Origin of the sequence: Shewanella sp. SM73 (genome assembly GCF_025653795.1) — a bacterium.
In the GTDB taxonomy this organism is placed as follows: Bacteria; Pseudomonadota; Gammaproteobacteria; order Enterobacterales; family Shewanellaceae; genus Shewanella; species Shewanella oncorhynchi.
This window is the reverse complement of record NZ_JAKKRY010000010.1, coordinates 124,049-141,321: the sequence shown is the minus strand read 5'-3', so window position 1 is coordinate 141,321 and position 17,273 is coordinate 124,049. Positions and strand designations below refer to the sequence as shown.

Genomic DNA, 17,273 nt, shown 5'->3' with positions numbered 1-17,273 from the left:
AAGGTCTGCACTATGCAGACCTTTTCTTTATTGAATCAAGCCTCGCAATGATGGCTTATTGGCCAAATCCCGTGGCTTTAATATCGACGGTTTGCACTTTGCCGTACTTAGCGGCAATAGGTGCAATCTTAGCCGCATTGCCAATCAGCACAAATTGCAGATCTTTTTGCGGGAAGTAAGTTTTCACTAACCTTTGGGTTTCTTCTAAGGTCAAACCATCCACCTTAGCTTGGAACTCATTGATAAACTTATCATCGAAACCGTATAGATACATGCCAGATAAGAGCCCCGCCAGCTGCCCTGAGGTTTCAAACTGAGGCGGGAACTGACCCTTAACGTAGGCTTTAGCCGAATCTAAGGTCGCTTGATCTACACCTTTTTCCCATAAACGTGCATAGGTTTTTAAGGCTAAATCCATCGCTTCTTGAGTGGTTTCCGTCTTAGTGAAAGTGCTGATTGTGAATACGCCCGAATCGGTATAAGGGCTAAAACCTGAGCGTGCGCCATAGGTTAAGCCTGCGTTCACCCGCAGCTCGTCGTTAAGCCAAGAGGTGAAACGACCACCTAAAATAGTGTTCACTACCGTTAAACCTACATAGTCTGGATTGTCACGACTAATGCCTAAACCCCCAATCACAAAAGTAGTTTCGATTGCATCGGGTTTATCCACCAACAAGACTTTGGCCTCGGTCAACTGAGGCAAACCTTGGTTTAAATCAGGCTGCACCAGCTTTTCGCTGCCCTGCCACTGACCAAAGGCATGCGTCAGCTTGGCTTTCATCGACGCCACATCAAAGTCACCCACGACAGTTATCGCGGTATTGGAAGGTTGATAGTAACTCTTATGGAAGGCGCGTAGCTGTGACACTGTCACTTGCTCCAGTGAGTCACTGTTACCCGAAGCCGCATTGCCATAAGGATGTGCACCAAATACGAGCTTATCGAAGTAGCGACCAATCACAGCCCGCGGGCTTTCTTTATCCTGCTGCAGCCCAGCAATCGCGCGCTGTTTGAGTTTATCGAACTCGGCGGCATCAAAATCAGGCGTTAACATCGCCGCGCTAAATAAGCCCAGCATCAAGTCAATGTCCTTCGCCATAAAGTCAGCACTCAGATAACTACCTTCCTTATCCGCTTCGGCCACTAAGCTTGCACCGAGAAAATCCACTTGCTGCTCGATATCCGCCTTAGATTTCCCCGCCGCACCTAACAGCAAGCCTTCTGCCGTCATTTGTGCCACGCCTGCGGTGGTGTCATTCACAGCACCGGCGCGTACCACGGCATTTAAGGTAATTAACGGCACTTCGCGCTGCGGCATTAAGTACACAGTTAAGCCGTTATCTAACACAAACTTATCGTAACTTGGCATCGCAAAGCTGCCAGTATCGACCCGCTTTGGTGCCGATGTCGCCGCGCAGCCCGCTAAGACTAAGCTTGTGCCTAAAGCCAATGCTGCCATTAACTTAGACGATTTCCCAAGTGATGCCATCTTAAGTGATTTCACTGCTGTCGATTTCATAGGGAAGACTCCTCGGTTGCCGCCAGCACAGCCACAGTGCGATTCGATTTACGTAAGTAGGTTTGGGCAACTCGTTGAATATCCGCAGGCGTCACCTTGTTATAGGCTTCAGGTGCATTAAATAACTTGTCGTAACTGCCAAAATACATCTCATAGGTGCCTATGGTATTAGCCTTACCATTAATGGTTTCCATCGAACGATAAAAATCCATCAACTTAATATTTTTAACTTTATCCAGTTCTTGCTGGGTCACGCCAGTTGTCGCAATCGCATCGATTTGTTCAATCAACGCATGCTCCAGCGTCGAGGCTTTCACCTCAGGTGTAGCAACGCCCATCACATAGAAAAGGTTAGGATCGACCGACATCGGCATGTAGGTTTGCGCTTCTAAGGCCACTTGTTTATCAACCAATGATTGATATAAACGCGAGCTATTACCTTGGCTTAGAATCGAGCTTAATAAGTCCAGCGCATAAAAATCCGCATGGGTTGCCGCCGGAATATGGTACGCCAACATTACGTTAGGTGTGCTGACCGATGCCTTCTGCACAAAGGTGCGACGCTCACCCTTTTGCTCAGGTTCGACAGTGCGAATCGCTTTAGGCGGAGTCTGTGCCGGAATAGGCGCAAAGTACTTGTCTGCCAAGGCTTTTACTTGGGCAAGCTTTACATCGCCAGCAATCACGACCACGGCATTGTTCGGCGCATAATAGGTTTTATGGTACTGGACTAAATCTTCCAGCGACCAAGCGGCGATATCCGACTCGTGACCGATCACCGACCACGAATAAGGGTGGGCTAAAAACGCCACGCCTTTGATTTCGCCTTCGAGGGCATTCCAGTTAGAGTTTTCTAAGCCAGTGGAACGCTCCGACTGCACTACGCCACGTTCGCTATCGACCATGGCTTGGTTGATATCTAAGTTAGCGATGCGGTCAGCCTCGAGATCGAACATAGTTTCGAGCGCATTGGCGGGGAACCAATCGGTATAAACCGTCATGTCTTCAGTGGTATACGCATTGTTCGCGCCACCGGCGGCTTCCATAGTACGGTCGAACATTTTTGGGCCGTACTTTTTCGAACCGTTGAACATCATGTGTTCGAAAAAGTGCGAAATACCAGTAATGCCGGGCACTTCGTTACGTGAACCGACCTTCCAAAATAAATACATGTTGGCATTGGGAATTGAGGCATCTTCTAGCACCATGATTTTCATGCCGTTATCTAGCGTGAAACTCTTAATGTCTTCTGCCGTGGTGGCCTGTGCTTGGCTTAGGGGGGTCAAAAGTCCCATGGCCAAAACCAGAGCCGATAGCGTGCGCTTCATCTTGTTCGCTCCTTGCTGTAAATATCCACATATAGAGGTAAATTGTTTAACAAATCAAGCGCAGGAAGCGTATCCCGCGCCGATTTTTTGTAAGCTCAAGTTATACCGCTGCGCTTACGGAATAATGCATTAGCCACTTATTGGGCTTTGAGCGCCGTTAACGCCACTTTGGTCATGGCCTCAACGCCCACTTTTAGCGCGCTTTCATCCACATAAAATGCCGGCGAATGATTGCTGGCCGCCGTTTCAGGGTCCGTTCCCTTTGGCGTCACCCCGAGGAAGAAAAACATCCCCGGCGTTTCTAAGGCATAGTAAGCAAAGTCTTCGGCACCTGTGATTAACCCGGGTTCAATCAGCATCTTATCGCCCACCACACTCGCAAGCACAGGCCGCATACTGGCGACTAATTCGGGATTATTAACCACCACAGGATAGCCTTGGTGGATCTCAGTAGTCGCAGTCGCCCCTAAGGTTTTCGCCGACAGCTCGGCCATTTGCGCTAAACGCAGTTTAATATCGGCGCGCATGGGTTGGTCGAAAGTACGAATCGTGCCAATCAGCTCGACTTCATCGGGAATAATGTTAGAACGAATGCCACCATTGACCGCACCAAAACTCACCACCGCCGGCGCTTTAGTGATATCCACCTGACGGCTGACGATCGTTTGCACGTTAGTGATAATTTGTGCCGCAGCGACAATAGGATCGACCCCATTCCAAGGACGCGAACCATGGGTTTGGCTGCCTTTCACTTTGATAGTAAAAGAGTCTTCACTCGCCATTGCTGGACCACTGCGCAGGCCAATCATGCCGCTCGGCATACTCGAGGTGACATGCATACCAAATACTTGATCGGGTTTGCGCTGAGCAAACAGCCCTTCTTTGAGCATCAATTCCGCGCCACCCTCTTCACCCTCTGGCGCACCTTCTTCAGCGGGTTGGAAGATAAACATCACATCCCCCGCTAGGCTGTCTTTCACTTTAACCAAGTTTTCGGCCACGCCCATTAACATAGCCACATGAGTATCGTGACCACAGGCATGCATCACACCCACTTTTTGATCGCGATAAGTGTCTGTCACCTTAGAGGCAAAAGGCACATCGACCACTTCAGTCACAGGCAGTGCATCCATATCCGCTCGAATCGCAATCAACGGACCAGGCTTGCCGCCCTTCAGCTTCCCGCCTTTCAAAATGGCCACCACGCCCGTATGCGCCACACCCGTTTGTACTTCTAATCCTAAGGATTTCAGATGTTTTTCAATAATCTTGCTGGTGCGAAACTCACGGTTAGACAACTCAGGGTGTTGATGCAAATCACGGCGCCAGTCGATCACCTTTTGCTCCACACCCGCCGCCAACTTAGCCGCATCAGGCATAGCACTGGTCGCCGCTTGCACCGAATTAAAACCCGTGCCCATAAAACTCAAGGCTAAGGCTGAAGCGAGTAAGGTCTTGGAAAAATGAGATTTATTTACTAGGGGCTTAAATTCAAATGATGTTGATGCAGCAAGTGATACAGAGGGTAAAGTCATAGCGATAGCCTATTGTTGTTTTTATAAGCTACCTAAACTACACGGACAAGGAGGAATTGTTAATAGATTTAGTGATAAAGGTAAAAGAGACTGTGCTTCATTAGAGGCTGTCTTTAACCGTCATTCCCTCAATGTTTGTGGGCGGGAATCCAGCTTTTAGATAAATCAACCTGAAAAAAGATAGGGATGGCGGATCTCAGTTAAAGAAACTCAAGGCAACGGAAAAGCTGTCCTAATGCTTGGCATAGTTAGCTTTAGTCACAAAACAACAAATTCACGATTTTCTTTAAAACCACATGGCCATCGGCCTTGGCTATACAACTCAGCCACCTCACTCCATACGCCCTTTTGTCTGAGAGCTGCTTCTCTCGCTGCCATTTTGAAGGCAAAGAGTGCGCCGCCTCTAAAGCTCTCAGTAAAATCATGAGGACCATACACAAGCAAAGGATGTGACCGGCCAATTTTTCTCAGAGATCTGAGCGCCGATTTATACACAAGCATCTCCGCGTCTTTTGTTTCCTCACATTTTTTCGGACCATTCAAAGGATCCTCTTGATCTCTGCTTGTAGGCAGCCACTCCCATCCATATGTAGAACCCAATACGCCTTCAATCGGACTTGCAGCCGAGAGCCAGTCAATAAATTCAACTTGTTTGGCTAGATATTCAGGAGTCATAGGAGGTTAACGCCGTGTTAAAGGAGTTTCAAACTGAAGCAGCAGTTTGAACTCCCAGTGAGTAAAGCGAAGGATTTCAAACGCTTTATTACGTTTTGGCTGCTTAGCTTGGTTTACCAGCCAAAGTCTAGCCACCCATTTTAAATCAACAACATAATGCACTTTCGGTTTCTCTACCACCTGTACTGGCTAAAATTACTTGAACAAGAGCCATCATATGTGGATGTCTGGCTAAAATGCTTAGCTAAAATTGCCTTTCTGAGTAACACAGTATTGCGCGGGAATAATAGTAGTAAAATTTAGTCAGCAACTCACAGAAAATTAAGCTCTTCATCTTGAAGGGATAAAGCACTATCAATGGAGGCTAATAACACACCATAGGTGTAACCGCAGTTGCCCACAAAAATCACTTGATTACCATTGAGTACCATCACTTCTACCCCATGATCGGTTTCCCAGTTGCAGGCGTAATGATAACGAATTGCCCGAGTCTCCATTGTGCTGGTGTCATCCAATATAATGTACAACGGCTGGGTATTTTCTGCTATTTCATTGATTGTATTTAAAGAAACCTCCAAATCACCGCAATAATTTTCAAAATATTTATGCATTTTGAGCATAGCATTTAGAATTTGATACTTCGTCTCTTGTGTCATCAGAGAAACGTCTTCGAGCATTTTTATGCGTAACTTATCGTTGCCCTGAAGCTCACCTTCAATAATCAGTTCACTAGGTTTGTTGAATAATGGATCGTTCATTTTCGTTATCCTTAATCCTCAATTAATTCACCTGGATATAGTGCGATTTGCGCCAAGGATTGTGCAAAAAATTGGCTTAGGTTTGGGCTGATAAAGTCCATCATATCGGGGTCATGGGTGTATGCGATGACTTGTCCCATTTTACCTAATGCTGAGGGCGAATGATCTGCAATCAAGAGTAATGTGCCGCCCCCAAATTGAGCGAAGGGCAACCAACCTTCTTGATACCATCCCGATTGGATTTTGGGATCCCGCACTTCTGGCTCTTGGTAATTAGCGTAGTGCTGGGCCCGTTTTTTCATTCGGTCACGATATGTAAGAGATGAGGCTAATGACAAAAAATCATACCGGCAAAAGTAATCTTTTCGGGCAAAGACTGTGCTCCACTCATTGCCGCCATTGGCATATCCCCAAAGCTCCCTTAGCGGGGAAACTAGTTTAAAACCTAATTGTTTTTCGGCTTCATATAAGACTAAGTTTGATAAGCCACGATCCAGTTCTAATGTTTGATTCATGTTGGCGTAGATAGCACTCAATGCTTGTAGATACGTCTTAACATCCATTGTATTTATTCCTTCATCTTGACACTTGGCCGCAGTATTAATCCTTTGGTTTTATACCGCTCGCATATGCACTTATGGGAACTTATTTAATCTAATTAGCCATATAAATTAGGGTTTTGCATTACTTTTCTCAACTTTATACATCTCTTTATAAAAGAATACGACGTCTTTATCGATGATTTCGAGTCGCCAGCCATAGTGATGCGCGAGCCACTCAAAGGTCGCTTCGGCGTAAAAATTGATGTGGGTGGGATCGTTTTTATAGTGCCAGCGGGCAAATGCGATTTTATCCTGCACACGCTTGGTCATAACAGCCAAAATGCCATTAGGTTTTAATAACCTATCAAGCTGGGCAAGTAACCCTGCGGCACCACTCACGTGTTCAATGACTTCGGTTAAGGTAATAAAGTCGTATTGGCGGGCTAACGTTTCGGGATTATTAGCGTAATAAAGGTCGTAATTATCTATCTGATAACCGCGCGCCTTTGCCATTAGACTCAATGCCTTACCTTCTCCACAGCCAAAATCGAGCCCTTGGGCCGAAATGCTAACACGGCTAAGTAGTGGCTCGAGTGTGCGATTTAAAAATGTTTGATAGCCGAGATCATCGGCATGATTCTCGTGCTTATCGTACTCGGCTTTTTCTGCCTCGGCCGAAAGATAAAACTCAGAAGGCACGCTCACCAGTTGGCAGGTTTGGCATTGCTGGTAGCTACGCTTCCTATCTTGATGATAAGCGAGTAATTCAACGCCATGACATAAGGGGCAGATATTCAACAACAATTCCTAGGGATATTAAGGTGCATAGTAATGAGAATAGTCGTAATGCCCACAAATAATGCTAGCACTGACCAGCTGAAATCGACTATATCGATGGCCTGATTAAGGTTTAGGGATTTTACGCTCTTTTGCGGCGGCTTCTTTTGCTTCCCGTAAATATTTTTGCTCGCGACTTTCTCTTTCGTCGAACTGTTTTTGTGCCTTAAGTTTTTGCTGCGCTTCCCAATCGTTGGTTTGGGATTGTTGCTTAATTTTATCTTCCCGCTCTGTCGTCTCTTTAGTGGCTTGACGGGCCTTTTCTAATTGAGCCTGTTCTAATCGCTGTGAGTCGATGCGTGCCTTATCGGCTTTTTGCTCTAGGGTCAATCTAGGCTTTGGCGCCTCGGCGGCATTTGTTAACCCGAGATGAAAACTAAAGATGAGGACTAGCGATATTAATATTTTAGAGATTAACACTTTAAATAAATACGCCATTCCATGTCTCCTTGTATTCGATAATTGAATGAATCAATGATAAAAGCCAATTCACGCAAGATGTGCAAAACATAGCATAAAATCTGCCTAAGCTTGAAATATGCAGCAGGTGTTCTTAAAAAATATGCTTGAATACAAGTCTTAAACTACACTTTTTAAGTTTCTATTTGAGTGAAACAACAATTAGGTTTATTTTTAACCCCATTGGAATGATGTACTATTGGGCAACTTCGTGTTCAACGAAGACCTAAAAATGGGATGTGACTATTTTGCGTCACAAGGGAGTATCCTGAATGATCAGATGGCAACACTTACTTAAGAAACTCAGTACAGATGATCCTGTACTGCAAGAAAAGCTGTCTCTCTGGCAAGCACATCCCCATAAAACCCCCTTAGCCTTAATTCAAGGCTTTAGCTTTATTAGTGCCAACCAAGCCACCCTCAGTTATTTTGAGACTGAATACGATGCTTTTGTGAATGCGACTCCCTATGATTTTTCTCCGAGGATCCAATCTTCAGGCCGCAATAGTGTTGAATTTGCACGGGAAATGATCCTCGAAGCCATTGCAGGCAATAATGTTGAATTCAACTGGCTGCACATGAGCCAACAAGGCAATGAACTGCCGACTCGAATTAATCTCTATCGCTGTTATCTGCAACAACAGCCCGTGGTACTCGTTGAATTACAAGCTCTTAATCGCCGCAATCAAATGCGCGAAACGATTTCTGATGGTTTTGCTCATATTCCCAAAGAAATTTTGTCGACCACGCTCGAAGAAAGTGCCGAAGCTGTGTATATCACTGACACTGATAATCAAATTTTGGCTGTCAATAAAGCCATGTGTCGTATTTGCGGCTATAGCGCTGAGCAGCTCATCAGTAAAACCCCTGAATTTTTAGAAGTAAGAACCCATAATATGGGGGAAGAAACCGAATGCCAAATCGCCTTGAAACAAAGGGGATTTTGGCAGGGCGAAACATGGAAAAGACGTTCAGATGGCAGTAACTTCCCTGCTTGGCAGAGCAGTCGTAAAATCGTCACTGAAGATGATGCTCATTATAATGTGAATATTTTCAGTGATATTAGTACTAAAAAACTATTAGAAACCCAGCTAACAACTCGGGCTATGTACGATACCTTGACTGGATTACCTAACAGGTTCCATCTCAAACAGATCCTCAATAGTGCCCTCGAAAAACTTAAAACTGATCCCCTCGCACTGGGCGCGTTGATGTTTTTAGATCTCAATGGTTTCAAGAATATCAATGACAGCTTCGGTCACTCCATGGGCGATAGAGTATTACAACTCGTCGCCGCCCGTCTCGAGGCGGGTTGTATCGAAAAAGCCGATATAGCCCGTATGGGAGGAGATGAGTTTACCTTAGTGCTGCAAGACTGTAGCTGCAAAGATGAAATCCAACTGTTTGCAGAACAGATTCTCAGCTTATTTGAGAGCCCCTTTGAAATTGAAGGCCAAAAGTTCTTCCTCGGCACCAGCATAGGCATTGCGCTATTTCCTACCCACAGTAACCAAGCGGGACAACTGATTAGTCTTGCCGATACTGCCATGTATTGCGCTAAAAAGAGCTTACCGCATCTCGTGTTTTACGATAAGGAAATGAGCCTAGCAGCCGAGTTAAAATTACAGTTAATCAATAACCTAAGGCATGCGCATAGCCTAAAACAATTCACTCTCGCTTATCAAGCCATAGTCGATTTACACACAAATCAAACTATTGCTGCCGAAGCCCTGCTCCGCTGGCAGAAATCACCGACAGAATATTATGAAGCTGCCGACTTTGTGCCATTGCTTGAGGAAACAGGATTAATTGTCAGCATTGGCCAATGGGTATTAGAACAGGCCTGTGTACAAGCGGCCCTCTGGCGAGCACATTATCAACCCGACTTTAGAATTTCAGTCAATGTGTCACCACTGCAATTAGAACACTTAGATTTTATCGACCAAGTGATAAATGCCTTAGAAATGGCGAAATTACCCGCCGAAGCACTGATTTTAGAAATTACCGAATCGGCATTGTTACGACAACCGGAGCAAGCACGACTCACACTCAATCGTATCAAAGCGTTAGGTGTCAGTATTGCCATCGATGATTTTGGGACTGGGTTATCGTCACTCAGTCGCTTAGGGACTTTGCCAATAGACAGCGTCAAAATTGATGCCGAGTTTGCCTTGCGCTTAAACGAAGTCTCAGGACAAAAGCTCTGCAATGCTATAGTGCAACTCGCACAAGCACTCGACATTCACTTCGTCGCAGAAGGTATTGAAACTCAACAACAAAAAGACATAATGACTGACATGGGCCAAGGTTTCGCCCAAGGATTTCTATTTGGTTACCCGAGTTCAGTCGAAAACTTCACCCAAGCCTTTCTTGCGGAAAAACGCTTAGCCTAGAACAGATTTAGGACTGCCGATGTTCGCATCGGCTCGATAATCCGACCTACGTACCAAATTAATGCTCTCAACGTTTACAACGGAAAACGAAAGATTCCGCTAAGGTTTTATCGAAATATTTTGATGGGTCGCGAACTAAGGGGAAAGATTTTCTTGCAGAAAACACCATATTTAAAGCTCGATAGCCCTGCCAGCACGCCATTTACTAATAGTAATGAATGGAATCTACTCCCCTGCAAAGCCAATGATGGCCTGGCAAAGCACTCTCATCATTATCAAAAAAACACTATATTTAAAGCTCGATAGCCATGCCAGCACGCCATTTACTAATAGTAATGAATGGAATCACTCCCCTGCAAAGCCAATGATGGCCTGGCAAAGCGCTCTCATCATTATCAATAAAAACACCATATTTAAAGCTCGATAGCCCTGCCAGCACGCCATTTACTAATAGTAATGAATGGAATCACTCCCCTGCAAAGCCAGTGATGGCCTGGCAAAGCGCTCTCATCATTATCAATAAAAACACTATATTTAAGCTCGATAGCCCTGCCAGCACGCCATTTACTAATAGTAATGAATGGAATCACTCCCCTGCAAAGCCAGTGATGGCCTGGCAAAGCGCTCTCATCATTATCAATAAAAAAACCATATTTAAAGCTCGATAGCCCTGCCAGCACGCCATTTACTAATAGTAATGAATGGAATCACTCCCCTGCAAAGCAATTGGCTGGCAAAGCTATCTCATCATTTGCTGCGCAAATGAATCCCAGTTATTAAACCGTATTTCACATTAAGTTAGCGTGATCTGAATAAGATTTTGACTATTTTAATTCGTACGGAGTCTCAAAAACTCAATAACTTAATAACTTAAAAGCACTAATTCATACCTAAAACATCTAAGACTCAATAGCCTTAACCCCATCAACTATACCTTACCACTGGATTCATTTGAGTTCTGATAACGGGCCTGCACTGTACTCGGCATCGCCTTAATCCGCAGTTCCACCATAGCATCAAATGCCATCATTAACGGCTGAACATCAAGGGTAGGATCAAGGGCGCTTAACATATAAGCGCAAGCTTCTAAGGTCGATAAACTATCGCTACGACTCGATTTACGGATCCGATAGCGCGATTCATAACCTTCAGCCAAATGCACCGCAGGATACTGGGTTAACCAAGGATTCAGCTGCAGCATTTTGAATGCCTTACGCCAAGTGCCATCGAGCAACAGCAATATACAATCAGGATTAATATGTTGCTGTTCAACACTTACACTTAACGCAGAGGGATAGACGAGATAAATAGGCTTATTACACGCCGCTAAATATTCCCGTAAACCTTTGAAGTCAGACTCGCTTTCACCCACATAAACTTGCGTTTTAGGTACAGCAAGACTCAATACCCGCACACTATTCTTCTTATGTTCGACTTCACTCGGGTGCTGTAAAACCACCAACTGAGTCATTGGAGAGATAGGCTGAACACTCGCACATAAGCAAGCATTTTGCGGATAACGACAGATAGAACAATAAAAACGCGACAAAGGCGCAGTCCTCTTAACTTTAGCCTAAAAACTAACACAGCTCACTCAAATTCAATATTCAAGACGGTTTAAGGCTCTATTTTTCAAGCTGTTTTTTTGTTGAACTTTTGTGACAACATCGTATAGTGACACCAGCAAGAACGCTAAGGTCAATAAGTTAAAACTGCTAACACTTAGCATTTATTATACTTTTCTTGCTTTCAGTACCCACAACAAGGACGATAAAATGGACAAAAGACTGATCAGTATTGCGGTTGTATTCGGATTATTGAGTACAAATACATTTGCAGCCACAGACAAAGCCTACCAACATGATGTCAATATTAACTATGGCGCCTCAAGTGAAGCATTTAGTGATGGCGGCTGGAGTGCTGACTATCGCTACTATTCTACCCCAGTTAGTCAAGATTCTGCGCCCTACGCAATAAGTGGCTTTTTAGCACAAACATCTAATATTGGTGGTAATTATAGTTTTAATGATGATTTAGACTCTTATGCTGTCAATGGAGAATATGTTTTCGCATCTAAATGGTTTGTTGGTGCAAATTACTTCAATCTAGATAATGATTTCTATAATGCTAATACTTATGGAATCAACTTAGGTTATTACTTTAACGCTACCTCGGCTGTTTATGCTAGCTACTCCAGTAGTGACGGTGATTATGATGCTGGATTTGGATCAAAAGGAAATTCTGACAATGATGCGTTCGGCATAGGAATACGCAGTTTTATTCCTTTGCAATCGATAGCAGGTATTGATTTGCAAGCAAACATCTACTACAGCCAGTCTGATAATACGCTAACTAACGGCCCTAACGGTCAATATAACAATAGCAATAACAGTACAATTGTAAACTTAACTGCTGATTGGTACATGACTCGCGCTTGGTCTATCGGCGCAAACTACAGTATTCAAGACGATAAGGACCCTTACAGTATTAATACTGCTTATCACTGGCGTATTACAGACTTAATATCCGCTCGAGCTGGTATTGCCAAGTCATTTGAACCCGATTGGGATGGCGTTGATATTTCACTTAGTCTCAACGGCCGCTTTTAAATAAAAAATGCCCGCAGCTTGTGGTTAGCAAGACTGCGGGCAAAGGGTTTACAGAATATACTCAGCAGCACTGATTTCACAAACAGCCCTGTTTACTCTTGAAGCATCGTCATCACAATCGATCATATGATGGGTCTAATCCCGCTTTATCGCTCCTGAACTCAATACTACTAATGCTCGCCAACTAACTGCTCTTGGTGCCAGTGGTCGAATCGACTCAGCGCCATCATCAACAACAAACCAATAGAAAACACGCCCATGACGAGTGCCACTGCGTAAGGTGCAGTTAAATTCGTTTGCTGTATAAGTCCAGCTAAAACGGATGCACCACTCATCTGAATAAAACCTAGCATAGCCGCGGCAGTCCCCGCTCGCTCACCAAAAGCTGACAGCGCCATACTAGTCGCAGGACCAAGTAAGAAGGCAAATCCCACACATAACAACATCATAGGTAACATGAAGTTAAAAGCTGCTGCCATCCCTGTATTTGGACCAAACTGTTGGCCCGCCACTGTCGCCACTGAAGACAGAACGAGTAAGAATAGAGCCAAAATAACCGTTGGACGATTACCCAGTTTGCGAATGACGATCGGTGCCGCAAAACAGGCCACGATATTGAACACAGCATTGAGTCCGAATAAGCCACTAAACGCCAACTCTGAAACCCCTAAATGCCCAATCAACCACACAGGCGCATAAGACACATAACTCAAAATAGCCGCCATAGCCGACATACAAGCAAAGGCATAAAACAAAAAGTGGGTGTTACCGAGTACAGGTTTGAATCTGCCCCAACGGTAAAGTGGGCCAGTAGTAACAGTGTTGGCTGGACGAGTCTCAGGTAAGCGATAACCAACAACGAGCATCATCAACATGGCATATAACGTCATGAAAACGAAGGTTGAACGCCAGCCGAATTGCATCGCTAGCAAGCCACCTAAGGTTGGTGCTAAAGCTGGGATCACGCAAATCGCTCCATTTAAGTAACTGTAAATTTTAGCGCCTTCTTTTTGTGAGTAGCAGTCGCGCACCGCACTAAACACCACGATAGAAGTTGAACAGGCGGCTAAACCTTGCAGCACACGAGCAATCTGTAACCAATGAAACTCGATGGCCGCGGCAGCGAGAAGACTACTTGCGCCGTAGAGTAAGACCCCGAAAATGGCCACAGGACGGCGGCCATAACGGTCGGCTAATGGCCCAATCAACACTTGGCCTAAGCCCATGGCGAATAAAAACAATACGAGCGTGGATTGCACATCACTGGCAGATACGGCGAATTCTGTCGCCATAGTTGGCATTGAAGGTAAATAAATATCGATGGCTAATGGGCTGAGCAGCACCATAGACATCAGGATAGGTAACAGATTGCGCCGCATAAATAATCTCAGTTGATCAGGGAAAGGTATTTCAGTGGGCGCTATTTTAATTAACTCAAGGTATGAACAGAAATGGTATAATTTCCAAAGTAAATTTCCTCTGAGGAATATCTGTGAATATCGACAACTTAGCCAGAATCGATTTGAACTTGCTGGTCATACTCAAAGTGCTGCTAGAGGAGCAGAGTGTCACTCGCGCCGCCAGCCGATTACATATAAGCCAGTCAGCCCTCAGTAAGAGCTTAAATCGACTCAGAGAAACCTTAGATGATCCCCTATTTCAGCGCACGGCGCATGGCTTAAAACCCACCGCGCACGCCCTCATTCTTGGGCAAAAACTGCCGAATATATTGCAAGACTTGTATCAACTCACTCAGCCTCCGACCTTTAATCCTGCCAGTAGCAATCGACAATTTTCTTTTGCCATGGTGGAAAGCGCCTATGAAACCTTAATCCCATATTTTATCGGCCCTATGCTGACCACGGCACCCAACGTCAAACTTGACTCCTATGTCTGGACCGAAAAATCGATGCAGGATTTGCAGCAAGGGCAAATCGACTTTGGCATTTCAGGGCGGGATTTGCATCCACTGTCAGATTTTCAAGTAGATCGCCTGCCCGAAGGGATTGCCTATCAAACATTATTTACCGATCAACAAGTCTGCTTAGTGCGAGAGGATCACCCGCTGATGGCGGCGCTCACCTCAGAACAATGGAATTTACCCCTTTACCTCGATATGGCCCATGTGCAGGTTCGTTGTGAAGGTAGTGATTGGTGGGCACTGGATTACTTTCTTGCCGATCTTGGGCATAGACGCCGGATCAGCACGACTGTACCCGACTTTTATGGTGCCGCCAGCGTTTGCGCCCACAGCAATTTAATCTTCACTCTGCCTTCGAGCTTTGCCCGTCACGCCTGCCAACTTTATCCGCTCAAACAACTGCCACTGCCTTTCGAATTTATGCCAATGGCCTATGTGCTGTTATGGCATCAAAGAAATGATGAAGATCAAGGGCATAAATGGATTAGAGAAACCATTTGTCAAAGTGTGGCTAAGTTATTCAATCCCACAGAAATGCTTTAACACAACAAAACGTAAAAAGCCCGACAAAGCAAAGGCTTTATCGGGCTAATATCGAGGCACGCTATTAAGAATAGCGATTACAAAATAAATGTCGCGACTTGTGCATTCAAGTCATTAGCGCGAGCTTTTAACCCTCTCGCCTGTGCCAAATCTGCCATGGCCGATGCGGTAATCTCATCAGTCACATCTTTAATCGCAACCGTATTCTGGGTTATTTCACCCGTCACTTGAGTCTGTTCTTCCGCTGCGGTAGCAATTTGGCCTGCCATATCTGAAATCACGTTGACCGCTTGCGTAATTTCTTCAAGGGCTTTCGCCGCCGCATTGGCATCTTCTACGCTATGACCCGCTAATGCTTGGCTGCTTTCCATCAAGCTGACTGCTCGAGCGGTAGTGCGTTGTAGCGTTTCAATCGTGGTATGTACTTCCTGAGTCGAATCCTGTGTACGACGTGACAGTACTCGAACTTCATCGGCAACGACCGCAAAGCCACGACCCTGCTCACCGGCACGCGCCGCTTCAATGGCTGCGTTAAGCGCCAACAGGTTAGTTTGCTCGGCAATCCCTTGAATTGTCGCCAGAATACTCGAGATAGACTTAGCATGACGACTTAAATCGCCAATGACATCCGTTGCTTGAGTCACTTCATCGGCAAGGGAATTAATCGAGTTACGAGTTTTATTCACTAACTCTTTGCCCTGTAAACTGCTCGCTGCAGACTGTTGAGCCGCTGTTGCTGTGTTTTCAGCATTGGCTGCGATCTCATTAGTCGCACTCGCCATTTCAGTTACCGCAGTCGCGACCATAGCGACTTCTTGCTGCTGACGTTGTAACTCTGCAACTGAAGTTTGCGTGGTGGCAAGACTACGTTCAGCATCGGCATCTAACTCATTCGCTAATTGGCGAATATGGCTGATAAGCTGATGTTGACTGCCCACAAAGCGGTTAAAGCTATCGGCAAGCACGCCCACTTCATCTTGAGTGTCGACAGAAATACGTTGAGTTAAATCACCATTACCATCGGCAATACGCGCCAGCGCCTGCGATACTCGACTCAGAGGACCCAGCAGGACACTTACTAGCCAAGAAATGGCTAATACACTTAAGATCAACACGAGTGCAGAAAGCCCAAACTGAGTGAGTAACAAACTCGACAGTGGTGACTCTAGCGTTTCCTTATCAAGCACTAACACTAATTCCCAATCTGTATTAGGGATATCAACGCTCCAGACTAATTTGTCACGTCCTTCATTTTCAAAATACATAGGCAACAGAGTGCCCGCTGCACGGCTCTGTTCTGGTAAGTTGCGATTAAGCTCGTTGTCGATTTCACCTATAGGTTTCATCGTCTTAGCTTGATCTTTATAAGCGATCACTGTGCCGTCTTTGTGCATCATGATGGCATAGCCGTTTGCCGGTAATTTCATGCGGTTGACCTCTTCGATAAGATTACTAATCGATAGATCTCCAGCAATAACTCCGCCTGCAACAGGCTCGGCCAAAGTCACCACTAGAATATTAAAAGCAGTATCAAGATAAGGTCGAGTAAATACACTTCCACCAGTTCGCATAGTCTCTTGGTACCAAGGTCGTGTACGAGGATCATAATTTGTATAGTCAGTTGCAGGCTCTGAATCTCTCATATTGCCGTTAGACTCACCAAAATATGTCGATTCAAACCCTCCCGATTGCTTAGCCTGTTTCATTGCTTGCACAATGTCATTATTGCGCTGCCCAGCAAGACCTTTAACAATTTTCTGACGACTTGCAAGCCACTCACTAATTAGTAACGCTTGCTGGTCTCCAAGACGTTGAGCCTGTTCTAAATTCACGTCTAATAGTACTTTCTTCTGACTTGTATAACTTTGCCAAGATAACAGTAAAATTACCGATGAGAGAGCGAGAATTACGGAAAAAAGGATTTTTTGTCTTAATGAATATGATTTCATAATATATTTCACGAATAAAAACTGGATAATTATGCTGACCAAAAATAATAACTATTCCTAGTAGCGCTTAGTTTACTTAGATACGTAAAAATAACGGAGAATACACTTATTTTGACCGCAAGAATAAACAAACTCACAACAAATCCAAGATAGATCAACGTATGTATCTGAGCACCGATCTCTTATTTAATAGGACGCCTAATTT

15 protein-coding genes are annotated in these 17,273 nt (G+C 44.9%); 3 read left to right on the top strand and 12 right to left on the bottom strand.

Annotated elements, in window-relative coordinates; translation table 11 throughout:
* Positions 1-55 precede the first annotated feature (55 nt).
* The 8 genes from L5M51_RS14820 to L5M51_RS14785 all read right to left on the bottom strand — a co-directional run bounded on the left by L5M51_RS14820 (position 56) and on the right by L5M51_RS14785 (position 7,632).
* Positions 56-1,519 carry a M16 family metallopeptidase gene (locus L5M51_RS14820; RefSeq protein WP_219234980.1) on the bottom strand — a complete coding sequence of 488 codons (1,464 nt, stop codon included), beginning with the start codon at positions 1,517-1,519 and terminating at the stop codon, positions 56-58.
* Positions 1,516-2,847 carry a M16 family metallopeptidase gene (locus tag L5M51_RS14815; protein WP_219251848.1) on the bottom strand — a complete coding sequence of 444 codons (1,332 nt, stop codon included), beginning with the start codon at positions 2,845-2,847 and terminating at the stop codon, positions 1,516-1,518. Before L5M51_RS14815 ends, L5M51_RS14820 begins: the two co-directional genes overlap by 4 nt.
* 137 nt (positions 2,848-2,984) lie before the next feature.
* Positions 2,985-4,382 (bottom strand): amidohydrolase, encoded by a 1,398-nt coding sequence (locus L5M51_RS14810; RefSeq protein ID WP_263173507.1) that lies wholly within the window; start codon positions 4,380-4,382, stop codon positions 2,985-2,987.
* A gap of 258 nt (positions 4,383-4,640) precedes the next feature.
* Positions 4,641-5,057: a hypothetical protein gene (locus L5M51_RS14805; RefSeq protein ID WP_113940298.1), complete on the bottom strand. Its 417-nt coding sequence runs from the start codon at positions 5,055-5,057 to the stop codon at positions 4,641-4,643.
* Between the two features lie 311 nt (positions 5,058-5,368).
* Entirely contained in the window at positions 5,369-5,815 is a 447-nt protein-coding gene (locus L5M51_RS14800) for a DUF6985 domain-containing protein (RefSeq protein WP_263143266.1), read from the bottom strand.
* A gap of 11 nt (positions 5,816-5,826) precedes the next feature.
* A complete protein-coding gene (locus tag L5M51_RS14795; protein ID WP_263173506.1) occupies positions 5,827-6,378 on the bottom strand; it encodes an SMI1/KNR4 family protein in 552 nt (183 codons plus the stop codon).
* Positions 6,379-6,486: 108 nt separating this feature from the next.
* Positions 6,487-7,155 carry a class I SAM-dependent methyltransferase gene (locus L5M51_RS14790; protein WP_263173505.1) on the bottom strand — a complete coding sequence of 223 codons (669 nt, stop codon included), beginning with the start codon at positions 7,153-7,155 and terminating at the stop codon, positions 6,487-6,489.
* 105 nt (positions 7,156-7,260) lie between these two features.
* Complete coding sequence (locus L5M51_RS14785; RefSeq protein ID WP_263173503.1) at positions 7,261-7,632, bottom strand: hypothetical protein; 372 nt, start codon at positions 7,630-7,632, stop codon at positions 7,261-7,263.
* 293 nt (positions 7,633-7,925) lie between these two features.
* Here L5M51_RS14785 and L5M51_RS14780 point away from each other — a divergent pair, with 293 nt between their 5' ends.
* Positions 7,926-10,046: a putative bifunctional diguanylate cyclase/phosphodiesterase gene (locus tag L5M51_RS14780; protein ID WP_173248158.1), complete on the top strand. Its 2,121-nt coding sequence runs from the start codon at positions 7,926-7,928 to the stop codon at positions 10,044-10,046.
* A gap of 413 nt (positions 10,047-10,459) precedes the next feature.
* Here L5M51_RS14780 and L5M51_RS14775 read toward each other — a convergent pair whose 3' ends face one another.
* On the bottom strand, positions 10,460-10,726 hold the full coding sequence (locus L5M51_RS14775) for a hypothetical protein (protein WP_158682998.1): 267 nt from the start codon (positions 10,724-10,726) through the stop codon (positions 10,460-10,462).
* A 248-nt stretch (positions 10,727-10,974) separates the two neighbouring features.
* Positions 10,975-11,595 carry a tRNA-uridine aminocarboxypropyltransferase gene (locus L5M51_RS14770; RefSeq protein WP_263173498.1) on the bottom strand — a complete coding sequence of 207 codons (621 nt, stop codon included), beginning with the start codon at positions 11,593-11,595 and terminating at the stop codon, positions 10,975-10,977.
* Between the two features lie 226 nt (positions 11,596-11,821).
* On the opposite strand from L5M51_RS14770, the gene L5M51_RS14765 reads away from it, so the two are divergent.
* Positions 11,822-12,655, top strand: coding sequence for a hypothetical protein (locus L5M51_RS14765; RefSeq protein WP_263173496.1), 834 nt, complete (start codon positions 11,822-11,824; stop codon positions 12,653-12,655).
* Positions 12,656-12,825: 170 nt separating this feature from the next.
* Here L5M51_RS14765 and L5M51_RS14760 read toward each other — a convergent pair whose 3' ends face one another.
* Positions 12,826-14,034 (bottom strand): multidrug effflux MFS transporter, encoded by a 1,209-nt coding sequence (locus L5M51_RS14760; RefSeq protein WP_263173493.1) that lies wholly within the window; start codon positions 14,032-14,034, stop codon positions 12,826-12,828.
* 113 nt (positions 14,035-14,147) lie between these two features.
* Here L5M51_RS14760 and L5M51_RS14755 point away from each other — a divergent pair, with 113 nt between their 5' ends.
* On the top strand, positions 14,148-15,119 hold the full coding sequence (locus L5M51_RS14755; protein ID WP_113940290.1) for a LysR family transcriptional regulator: 972 nt from the start codon (positions 14,148-14,150) through the stop codon (positions 15,117-15,119).
* 77 nt (positions 15,120-15,196) lie between these two features.
* On the opposite strand, the gene L5M51_RS14750 is transcribed toward L5M51_RS14755, so the two are convergent.
* The gene (locus tag L5M51_RS14750; RefSeq protein WP_173248164.1) at positions 15,197-17,068 is read right to left on the bottom strand and encodes a methyl-accepting chemotaxis protein; all 1,872 of its coding nucleotides are present in this window, start codon (positions 17,066-17,068) and stop codon (positions 15,197-15,199) included.
* Positions 17,069-17,273 lie beyond the last annotated feature (205 nt).